This is a genomic window from Methanoculleus sp. UBA208 (assembly GCF_002498065.1).
Lineage (GTDB): Archaea > Halobacteriota > Methanomicrobia > Methanomicrobiales > Methanoculleaceae > Methanoculleus.
Window position 1 is genome coordinate 1 of record NZ_DAFZ01000002.1, and the last position, 9433, is coordinate 9433.

Here is a 9433-nt window from a genome sequence, read left to right on the forward strand (position 1 = left end):
ATACCCCCACGGTCCACTGCACGGGGCCTTTCCTTGCATTGACTACTTTGTCGCAGCCGCATACCCAGAACTCTTCTCAGCACGGTGATTGTCGGTAGATATCCGGTTGTGCCGTGCACAAATCCAGTAACCCGGCGCTGTGCAGTAAAGGTCTGGACTAACTCCGCGGAAACGAAAACCCCCGCACCCCTACGCAACAAGGCGTTCAAGAAAAAGAAACGGTTTTCCGCCGACATCCGGCGGTCCCGCCGTTCACTCGTAGAGAACGGGCTCGTCGATTCTCGAGTAATCGACGAGATCGCCGGACGCGAAGTGGATGCCGAGCTCGCGGGCGGCGCTCTCGGGGGAGTCGGATGCGTGGATCACGTTCCGCCCGATATCGAGCGCGAAGTCGCCGCGTATGGAGCCCGGTGCAGCCTCCGCGGGGTTGGTGGCGCCGACCATCCTGCGGACGACCGCGACTGCACCCTTGCCTTCCCAGGCCATGAGGAAACAGGGGCCGCTCATGATGTAGGCCTTAAGGCCCGGGAAGAAGGGCTTCTCCAGGTGTTCCCGGTACTGCTCGACGACCCGCTCCTCGGGGAGAAGCTCAAGCTTCGCCCCTGCGAGTTTGAGTCCCTTCGCCTCGAACCGGGAGACGATCTCTCCGACGAGTCCGCGCTGGACGCCGTCGGGCTTGACCATCACAAAGGTGCGGTCCATGCCGATCACTCTTTGCCGCGGGCCTTGCGTCCCATCGCGGTCCACTCGACACGGCGCGGCACCCGGCCGAGCCTGTAGTTGTTCTGGCACTTGGTGCTGCAGAAGTAGTAGATGGTCCCGTCCCTCTTGACGAACATCTTGCCGGTGCCGGGCTCCAGGGTCTCTCCGCAGAAATTGCAGACGTACTTGTCGACCATGGTTACCGCCTCGAGAGTTTCTTGGCCTCACGTTCGGTCTCGAGCAGCGAAAGGATGTCTCCCTCCCTGATCGGGCCCACCGTGTTGCGGGTGATGATCCGCCCTTTGTTCGGGCCGTCGAGAACCCGGCACTTCACCTGCTGGGCTTCGCCATGCATACCGGTCATGCCGATGATCTCGATAACTTCTGCGGGCGTTCCGTCGTTTGCCATGATTTACCCCTCACTCTCTCAGTGCAGTTATCTGCTTTGCGATCTCTTCGACGAGGTCCTTCGCCTTGCCGGACTTGACGATCGCGGCGGCAGCCGAGCCGACCTCAAGGCCGCTCGCGGAGCCGATGTCGTTCTGCTTCGTGATGTAGACGAACGGGATCTGTTTCTCCTCGCAGAGCGGCGGCAGGTGCATCACAATTTCTTCAGGCTCAACGTCCGAACCGATGAGAACCAGCTGGGCGATGTTCCGCTCGACTGCTTTCGTCGCCTCGTTGGACCCTTTCTTCACCTTACCGGTGTCTCTTGCGATCTCAAGGGCTTCAAGGGCCTTATTCTGGATCTCTTCCGGAATCTCGAATTTTACATATGCCTTTGCCATAACTCACCTCTTTCGGGGGCAGCCCTCTGCTGCTCCGTCATCATTCATCAGTAGCGTAGCTGATCGAATGCGCTGTATTATGTCAATAAGAGGAGTGATAAAGGTTTGTCATTCTGTCCCGAATTGCGGGGTGCGGTTCCGCTGTTTTCCTGCCTGCCCGCATGAACGTGGCCGCTGGCGGTCTATGCGGGGATCCGGTAGATCCGGACTCCCTGCGCATCATAGATGAGTTCGAGCGCCTCCGTCGGGATCGAGACGTCATAGCGATCGCGCTCTTCGGCACCCACGTACAGCAGGGTGGCGCTGTAGGCCCGCGCAAGTTCGACGGTTCGCGTCGGCTGCTCGTAGATCGCCCGCACGTCGGCGCTCCGTTCGCTTATGCGTCCATCGTCTCCCCGCCACATGTACTCGTGGAACGGCATCCCGATGACGGCCGGGATCCCGGTGAACGACGATACCCGTGAATAGTAGGTGTAATCTCCCCCCTCCGCCTCGACGATGACGTGATCGCCCGCAAGATCCCGGAGGAACGCGATCGCCGCCGCATCGCCCGGGTGCGAGCCTTCGAGATATGCCGCCCCGTCGAGGGTGTGGCTCCCGTAGCCGAAGTCGACGTTGATCGCAAAAGGCGCGACGAGGAGCATTACGGCGGCCAGCGCCGGCAACATCCTGTCCGCCCCGGCAGGCATGCGCCGACCTATTCCGGCTCCCCGGAGCCACTCGCCGATGACGGCGAGGCTCGCCGTCCCCATCAGGAACCATGCCGGGAGGTAGAACTTGAAGACCGTGTTCATCCGGAAGTAGGTCTCCCCCATATTGTCCACGAGGTAGACGAGTTCGGTAGCGAGAACGATCACGAGTCCGAGGATGGCGAGCGTATCAGTGGCCGAGAACCGGCAGCGGGCGGCGAGATAGGCCAGCGGCACTGCGGCGATGGCCGCCGCCGGGTAGCCGGCGAGCACGAACGGCACCGCGGCGAGCATGAGATAAGGCCGCTTCCTGATATCCGGTGCGCAGTAGGCGACCAGCACCGCGAGGAAGAACCCGTGGACCAGCAGGAACTCCACCGGTTCGGAGGGTATGGGGACGATCCCGATCCCTTCTACGCCGGGGCTGTTGAGCTGCAGGTAGAACGGGAGGTAGGTCGCAATCGCGAGCGGCGGCACCGCCGCAAGCACCATCCAGGACTTCTCGCTATCCCACGAAAAGTTCCCGTAGCGCCGCCAGACCAGGAGGCCGAAGGCCAGCGTGACCGGGGCATAGACCAGCACGTCCCAGGAGTTGAATCCCGGCATGGACCCGAGGGAGAGGGCGGCAAGCCCGCAGATGAGTGCCCGCCCCCGCATGGAGAGCGTCCCCCACCGCATATAGGCAAAGACCAGGAGGAAGAGCAGGAACCCCTGGTTGAAGAAGCTCATGACGTGCGGGTGCACGTCGCCCCAGAGCATCGAGAAGATCGGATACTCGTTGATGGTGTTCTCGATAGTCCGGGTGCTCCCCCAGAGGACGTCGAACCAGGCATCCCCGACCAGGATGTGGTAGATCGCAGAGGGGTTCGGGATGAAGAGCGCAAGCACCGGGAGCCACCGGTAGCGCTCAAGGAGGAGGTGCCCGAGGGCATAGAGCGCGACGACGGCAAGCCCGAATACGGTCGGGAGTGCGAGATTGAACGCGACCGCCGAAGGCACGCCGGATACAAGCCCGAGCGCTCCGTTCATCCAGTAGCCGAGGTAGTAGTAGACGTCCAGCGTCCCCCCTGCGTACCAGGGGTCGAGCGGCGGGATGATGGGCAGCCGCATGATCGACGCGAGGATGGCGTGGTCCATGAACTTCTCGGCGTAGGAGATGGTCGGGTTGATCCAGCGCACCTCGAGCATGAAGAGGAAAGGGATCAGGAAGGCGAGATCCCAGGAGAGCGCGGACCGCAGGCGCTCCTTCGTGTAGAACCGCCGCGACCCTGCGTAGGCGACTGCGGCGAGAAACGGCAGGAGGGCGAGCCAGATGGGAAGGCTAAAAAGACCGCAGTACCAGGACCCAAGCGTGAAGAGGAGGGCCGCTGCCGGGTATGCGGCGGCGGCCGAGAGGCTGCCGAGGGTGCGGTCGAGCGCCGGCCAGACGGCGAGCTGGAGCACCTTGACGGCCGCAAGCCAGAGCAGCACGGGTAGGATAAATTCACCCGCCAAACGTCTCCTCCTTCTCGATCTCCCTGGAAAAAGCCTTCTTTAAAAGGTCCATCGACCAGTCGCCGAAGTAATAGATCGACCCGACGCCCCCGATGAGCGTGACAAGGTTCTTGATCAGGTGGTCGATGACCGCTATCAGCGTTGCCGTGACCGCGGGCGTTCCCGCGAGCCCGAAGGTCAAAGCGAGCGCGATTTCGTAGGTCCCCACTCCGCCCGGGGTGATCGGAACCGCCTTGACGAGGTTGCCGATGACGATCGCGAGGACGACGATACCGAACGGGACCGACTCCTGGAACATCAGGACGACCGCGTAGCAGACCAGCACGTCGACGAGCCATATGAGGAGCGACGAGCCGCTGAGCACGGCGAGGGCCCGGGGGTTGATGGAGGCCCGCTTCACTTCATCGAGCATCCTCTGGATGGCGGCGACGATCCGGTTCTCGGACTCCATCCTGCCCGACCAGAGGAGTACGGCAAAGAAGATGCCGCCAGCAGCGAGGGGAACGAGGATGACCGTGATGAACCAGTCGGGAACATCCAGGACGGCGAGGACGAACGGGAGCGCGAAGGCGCCGAGCACCGCGATCATCAGGATATCGAAGACACGCTCGATGACGAGAGACGAGAATCCCTGCGAGTAGGTGGCGTCGTCCTCGTGCTTCAGGATGAGCATCCGGACAAAGTCGCCGAGGCGTGCGGGAACGATGAGGTTCGCCGTCTGCGAGATGAAGATGCAGGCGGTCGAGAACCAGAGGCTCTTTTTGACGTCAAGCCCCTGCAGGATGAACTGGTACCGGTACCCCCGGAGGATCCAGGCAACAACGCAGATCCCGACGGCGGCAAAGAGGAAGGGTATCACGGCGTGCTCGAGCGTCAGGAGGAGGTCGTCCCATACGCGGTAGAGCATGTAAGCGACGATCCCGACCGCGATCAGGGTGGGGATGACGACGGCGCTAACCTTTTTCCACATGGAGCCGCCACCAGAGATGCACAATTGCCGATCCCATCTCAATTACGTCTTTTCTCCGAACCGTCGTTCCCTCGCCCTGCCGCCATCGCACGGGGAACTCCCGTATCCGGTAGCCGTTCTTCTGGGCCCGCACCAGCACCTCGGTATCCCAGAACCAGTGATCTGCGGTCACCGACGGGAGCAGGGAAAGAAGGCGGTCACGACGGAACGCCTTGAACCCGCACTGGTGATCGTGGAGCGAGCTCCCGAGGATCGTCCTGACAAGCGTGTTGTAGCCGCGGCTCGCGATCTCCCGGCCGCCACTCCGGACGATAACGCTTTCGGGGAGGAGGCGGGAGCCCGTTGCAATGTCGTCGCCGCCGCGGATGGCGTCGATCAGTTCGGGGAGATATTGCATGTCGGTCGCGAGATCCACGTCGTAATAGCAGACGATCGATCCCGACGCCCCGGCAAACGCGCGGTTGAGCGCCCGCCCACGGCCGAGCCGCTCGTCGGAATGGAGCAGGCGCACCTGGGGATCGTTAGCCTCGCAGTCCCTGACGAACTCGGTGCTCCCGTCGGTGCTCCCGTCCTCGGCGACGATCAACTCGAACCTTCCGGGCGCGATCTCCCCGAGTGTCTCAATCGACCGCGGTATGGCGGTCTTAAGCGCAGCAAGGTCGTTATAGACCGGAAGGATGGCGCTCACCTCGATCTCAGGCATCTAAAAACCTCGCGAGAACCCTTTTTGCCACTTCCTGCCCGGCGACGACCGAACCGTTCATGCTCCGCTCGGGGTAGTTTGGCGGGCTGAACATCCCGGCGAGGAAGAGCCCCTGCTCTTCGTAGGCGGGCAGGCGGTTCCGGAGCCCTGTCGTGTAGACCGGGCCCGCATACGGGTCGACGGCGAGCCGATGCCAGTGCACCTCGTCTTTGCCGACGCAAAACCGCCTGCAGAAGTCCCTGAGTATCGACTGCTCGAAGCCCTCCGGGAGCCTGCCGGTGAAGTAGGACGCGAGGTAGACGATATGCTCGCCGTACCACTCGAGCGGGGCAAAGTTGGTGTGCGAGACCACCGCACCGTAAGGGGCAGCATCCTTCATATTCAGCCAGTATATGCCGTCGGTCACGTCCCGGTCGAGCGCGAGGGTCATGCAGGCGGCGCCCTGGTAGGGCACCCCGCCGATATCGAGACCGGCAAGGTCTGCGGTCACCTGCGGGGGGAGCGTCGATACGACACAGTCGTAGGTCTCGCCGTCGACGAGCCAGCCGTTGCCCTCCCGCCGGATCTCCTGGACGGGAGAGTCCGGCATGATCGAGGCCCCCCGTCGCGCCGCCTCTTCCTCGAGCCGCGCGATGAACTGCCGGAATCCCCCTTTCAGGTAGCCCAGGCGCTCGCCCCCGGCGCCCCGGTCAGACCGGATGGCGATACGGGATATCAGCCAGGCTGCGGAGACCTCGCCTGCGCGGTCTCCGAACTTGCTTTTCAAGAGCGGTTCGAAGAACGAGGCATAGATGCCGGGGCCGAGGTTATCGAGGATGAAGTCCTTCGCGGTGATCCCGTCGAGCGCTGCCGCGTCGAGCCGCCGGGAGCGCAGGGTCAGCAGGCCGAGACGGGCCTTCTCGAAGAGCGAGAGGTGGGGGTAGCGCAGGATCTCGGTCGGGGTGGTAAGCGGGTGGATGGTTCCGTCGATGTAGTAGCCGGTGGACCCCTTGAGCCATACAAGCCGGTCGGCCACCTGCAGCGTGTCAAAGAGGTCGAGCAGGGCGGTATCGCCGGCAAAGCAATGGTGGTAGTACTCCTCGATCCAGTAATCGCCGATCCGGTACGAACCGAGGCAGCCGCCCGGAACAGGCTTTCGCTCAAAGAGATCTACCTGGTGTGTTCCGGCAAGTTCGAGCGCCGAGACCAGACCGGATAGACCTCCCCCCACAATGCAGATCTTCATCGTTCACCACAACGTCTGAAAATTATAAGAACACTTTTGAGTTATAATGTATACAACGTCTTTATACATAAGCGTCGATATAATTAATTAGTCAATATGAGGGTGTGAAGCTGAATGAGGGTCTTCTTCATAGGATTCGGTCAGGCTGGGGGCAAAATTGTCGACATGTTCGTCGAACAGGACAAACGGATGCAGACCCAGAGTTTCAGGGGAATCGCAGTAAACACGGCGCGTACCGACCTGATGGGGCTTAAGAACATCGAGCTCAAAGACCGGCTTCTTATCGGCCAGACGGTGGTCAAAGGCCACGGTGTCGGGACCGATAACGTAACCGGGGCGCGAGTGACTGCCGATGAGATCGACAGCATTATCAATGCCATCGATTCGCGCGGCACGCACGATGTCGATGCCTTCGTCATCGTTGCCGGTCTCGGCGGCGGAACGGGTTCCGGCGGTTCGCCGGTTCTGGCCCGGCACTTAAAGCGCATCTACCGGGAACCGGTCTACGCGATCGGCATCCTGCCTGCCCCTGAGGAGGGCCGGCTCTATTCATATAACGCAGCCCGTTCCCTGAGCACCCTGGTGAACGAGGCGGACAACACCTTCATTTTTGATAACAGTGCCTGGAAGAATGAAGGAGAGAGCGTCAAGGATGCCTATAGCCGGCTGAACGACGAGATCGTCCGCCGGTTCGGCGTGCTCTTCCGTGCAGGCGAGGTCGGGAAGGCCGGCGTCGGCGAGATGGTCGTGGACTCGAGCGAGGTCATCAACACCCTGCGTGGCGGCGGCATCAGCACTGTCGGCTATGCCATCAGCGAGAAGGTCAGCCCGCGCGTGAAGCAGAATCAGGGGCTCTTCTCCGGCCTGGTGCGCAAGAAAGAGAAGACCGAGGAGGTGCTGACCGGGGAGGACAAGTCGGCGAAGATCATCGCTCTCGTCAGGCGTGCCATGCTCGGGCGCCTCACCCTGCCGTGCGACTACTCGACGGCAGAACGGGGTCTCGTTCTTCTTGCAGGTCCGCCTGGAGAGATGGACAGGAAGGGCGTTGAGAAGTCGAAGAGCTGGGTGGAGGAGAACATCGCCGGCGTCGAGGTCCGTGGCGGGGATTACCCGGTGCAGAGCGATTATATCGCTGCAGTGGTGGTTCTTGCGACGGTCGGGAACGCCCCCCGGATCACGGATCTTCTCGAGATTGCAAAGTCCACAAAGGAAGATGTCCTTAAATCGAAAGAAAAGCGTTCGACCATGTTTGATGACGGCATAGAGCCGCTGTTCGAGTGAGGGGCGTTATGAAGGCAAACATCAGCAGATGGATCGTTCTCCTGCTGGCACTGGTCTGTGTCGTGCAGGTGGCATCGGCATTCGACATCAAGACCGAGACCGTCAACCCCGCAAGCGGCGCTCTCGAACCCGGCCAGCAGGTGAACGCGCGCTACGTGCTCACCTACGACATGATCACCAGCACCGGGAACGATGAGTCGTTTGAGTTCAGCACCGGACTGCAGAACGCCGTCTGGGATTTCAAGATTTACCGTGACGGGGTCGCCATTTACACCACCAAAAAGACCGGATACTACCCGGTTCTGACGGAGTTCGAGATCGCCTATGGTGACGGCGATATCGAGCTGGACGCGCAGGTGCGCGGCATCGTCCCCTCGAGCGCGAGCTCGACGGTTCTGGTGACCAAGATCGACCACCTGCGGGATAAAGATGTGAAGGACACCTACTCCGTGACCCGCGACGTCGTGAACGCGGCCCAGGTCGAGGGCTCTCTCTCCGCCCAGCAGCAGCGCCTCAAGGACCTGAAGGCCGACATGGATGAGAAGGCTGCAGAGGGCGTGGATATCGCCGCCGTCCAGGCCGAGTACAACGCCGCGAACCAGGCCCTCACCAGCGCTGCGTCGGCAGGCCCGGCGCAGGCGGCGAGTTACATCACCAGCGCCAAGACCGACATAGACGAGGCAACTGCGCTCCTCGAGAAGGCATGGACCCAGAAAGCGGTCGCCGACACCGGGGCGGCAATCGAGTCTCTCGACGGGATGATCACCTACTTCGTCGAGAACCGCTCTATGGCGAGCGACCCGCAGGTGGTCGCCATCATGACCAAGCGCGAGAGCGCCGTCCAGTTCTACTCCCAGGCACAGGATAACCTGAATGCCGAGAACTACCCGCTGGCGCGCTCGAAAGCGGCCGACGGCCTGAGTAAGGCGAACGAGGCCCTGGCCGATGCGAACGCTCTCCGGGAGAGGATCGGCGAAGGGTTCGGCCTCGGCGGGGATCTTCTCCTCTACATCGGCATCGGGATCGTCATCGTCCTCGTTGTCGCGGGTGTCGTGATCTACCGGAAGCGGACCGGCTGGGACGAACTCGGATAGTCCCCGGCGAACCCCTCTCTCTTTTTCCACCCTCCGTGGTTTTCCAATTTTCACCAGGTTTCCCTGGACGATGCCTGCATATGCTGGTTGACTTCTGACGTGCGTTTGATTGTTGCGGGGAGGCTGTCCAAAAATGCCTCTGCCGGGGGCAACTATCGAAGACCTTCGGTCTTCTCAAACTCCCTCTGGTCCCATTCCCCGGTCTCTCGCCCGAAACTTTTCGAGTTTCGGCTCTGTTAAAAACATGTTTTGGTTTTGAAGGTCGTAATTGAGGGGTGTAGATGTCCGGAGTTCGAGCACCCTGATGCGAGGCGCGACTGGCCGAAGGGTGCGATGGGCTGAAGGGCCGGAGTTTGAGAAACCCGAAGGGTTTCGAGTTAGGAGCGTGAGCACTGATGGTGCGAGGTGTGGCAAACAGAGTAATCAAAACAGGAAAAATATCACAGTGCAGTGGACCGTGGGGGAATCGCCATTGGGGGAGGGGCTG

The 9433-nt window shown here is 61.6% G+C and carries 10 protein-coding genes; 2 read left to right on the forward strand and 8 right to left on the reverse strand.

The window, feature by feature from the left end; all coding sequences use genetic code 11:
• Positions 1–252: 252 nt before the first annotated feature.
• The 8 genes from ndk to BRA62_RS00085 all read right to left on the reverse strand — a co-directional run bounded on the left by ndk (position 253) and on the right by BRA62_RS00085 (position 6571).
• On the reverse strand, positions 253–702 hold the full coding sequence (gene ndk, locus BRA62_RS00050) for a nucleoside-diphosphate kinase (protein ID WP_292363986.1): 450 nt from the start codon (positions 700–702) through the stop codon (positions 253–255).
• Between the two features lie 5 nt (positions 703–707).
• Positions 708–899 (reverse strand): 50S ribosomal protein L24e, encoded by a 192-nt coding sequence (locus tag BRA62_RS00055; RefSeq protein ID WP_292363987.1) that lies wholly within the window; start codon positions 897–899, stop codon positions 708–710.
• Positions 900–901: 2 nt separating this feature from the next.
• Positions 902–1111 carry a 30S ribosomal protein S28e gene (locus BRA62_RS00060; protein WP_011843564.1) on the reverse strand — a complete coding sequence of 70 codons (210 nt, stop codon included), beginning with the start codon at positions 1109–1111 and terminating at the stop codon, positions 902–904.
• A 10-nt stretch (positions 1112–1121) separates the two neighbouring features.
• Complete coding sequence (gene rpl7ae, locus BRA62_RS00065) at positions 1122–1490, reverse strand: 50S ribosomal protein L7Ae (RefSeq protein ID WP_292363988.1); 369 nt, start codon at positions 1488–1490, stop codon at positions 1122–1124.
• 182 nt (positions 1491–1672) lie between these two features.
• Positions 1673–3673: a DUF2298 domain-containing protein gene (locus BRA62_RS00070; RefSeq protein WP_292363989.1), complete on the reverse strand. Its 2001-nt coding sequence runs from the start codon at positions 3671–3673 to the stop codon at positions 1673–1675.
• On the reverse strand, positions 3663–4643 hold the full coding sequence (locus BRA62_RS00075) for a lysylphosphatidylglycerol synthase transmembrane domain-containing protein (RefSeq protein WP_292363990.1): 981 nt from the start codon (positions 4641–4643) through the stop codon (positions 3663–3665). Before BRA62_RS00075 ends, BRA62_RS00070 begins: the two co-directional genes overlap by 11 nt.
• Entirely contained in the window at positions 4627–5346 is a 720-nt protein-coding gene (locus BRA62_RS00080; protein WP_292363991.1) for a dolichyl-phosphate beta-glucosyltransferase, read from the reverse strand. Before BRA62_RS00080 ends, BRA62_RS00075 begins: the two co-directional genes overlap by 17 nt.
• Complete coding sequence (locus BRA62_RS00085; RefSeq protein WP_292363992.1) at positions 5339–6571, reverse strand: NAD(P)/FAD-dependent oxidoreductase; 1233 nt, start codon at positions 6569–6571, stop codon at positions 5339–5341. Before BRA62_RS00085 ends, BRA62_RS00080 begins: the two co-directional genes overlap by 8 nt.
• Positions 6572–6685: 114 nt before the next feature.
• Here BRA62_RS00085 and BRA62_RS00090 point away from each other — a divergent pair, with 114 nt between their 5' ends.
• Entirely contained in the window at positions 6686–7852 is a 1167-nt protein-coding gene (locus BRA62_RS00090; RefSeq protein ID WP_292363993.1) for a tubulin/FtsZ family protein, read from the forward strand.
• Between the two features lie 8 nt (positions 7853–7860).
• Positions 7861–8946 carry a hypothetical protein gene (locus BRA62_RS00095; RefSeq protein ID WP_292363994.1) on the forward strand — a complete coding sequence of 362 codons (1086 nt, stop codon included), beginning with the start codon at positions 7861–7863 and terminating at the stop codon, positions 8944–8946.
• The last annotated feature ends 487 nt before the right edge of the window (positions 8947–9433 follow it).

What these genes read in the sequence shown, in the direction of transcription:
- BRA62_RS00090 (WP_292363993.1), top strand. Translation starts at nt 6,686, where the DNA reads ATGAGGGTCTTCTTCATAGGATTCGGTCAGGCTGGGGGCAAAATTGTC.
- rpl7ae (WP_292363988.1), bottom strand. Translation starts at nt 1,490, where the DNA reads ATGGCAAAGGCATATGTAAAATTCGAGATTCCGGAAGAGATCCAGAAT.
- BRA62_RS00095 (WP_292363994.1), top strand. Translation starts at nt 7,861, where the DNA reads ATGAAGGCAAACATCAGCAGATGGATCGTTCTCCTGCTGGCACTGGTC.
- BRA62_RS00055 (WP_292363987.1), bottom strand. Translation starts at nt 899, where the DNA reads ATGGTCGACAAGTACGTCTGCAATTTCTGCGGAGAGACCCTGGAGCCC.
- BRA62_RS00060 (WP_011843564.1), bottom strand. Translation starts at nt 1,111, where the DNA reads ATGGCAAACGACGGAACGCCCGCAGAAGTTATCGAGATCATCGGCATG.
- BRA62_RS00075 (WP_292363990.1), bottom strand. Translation starts at nt 4,643, where the DNA reads ATGTGGAAAAAGGTTAGCGCCGTCGTCATCCCCACCCTGATCGCGGTC.
- BRA62_RS00085 (WP_292363992.1), bottom strand. Translation starts at nt 6,571, where the DNA reads ATGAAGATCTGCATTGTGGGGGGAGGTCTATCCGGTCTGGTCTCGGCG.
- BRA62_RS00080 (WP_292363991.1), bottom strand. Translation starts at nt 5,346, where the DNA reads ATGCCTGAGATCGAGGTGAGCGCCATCCTTCCGGTCTATAACGACCTT.
- ndk (WP_292363986.1), bottom strand. Translation starts at nt 702, where the DNA reads ATGGACCGCACCTTTGTGATGGTCAAGCCCGACGGCGTCCAGCGCGGA.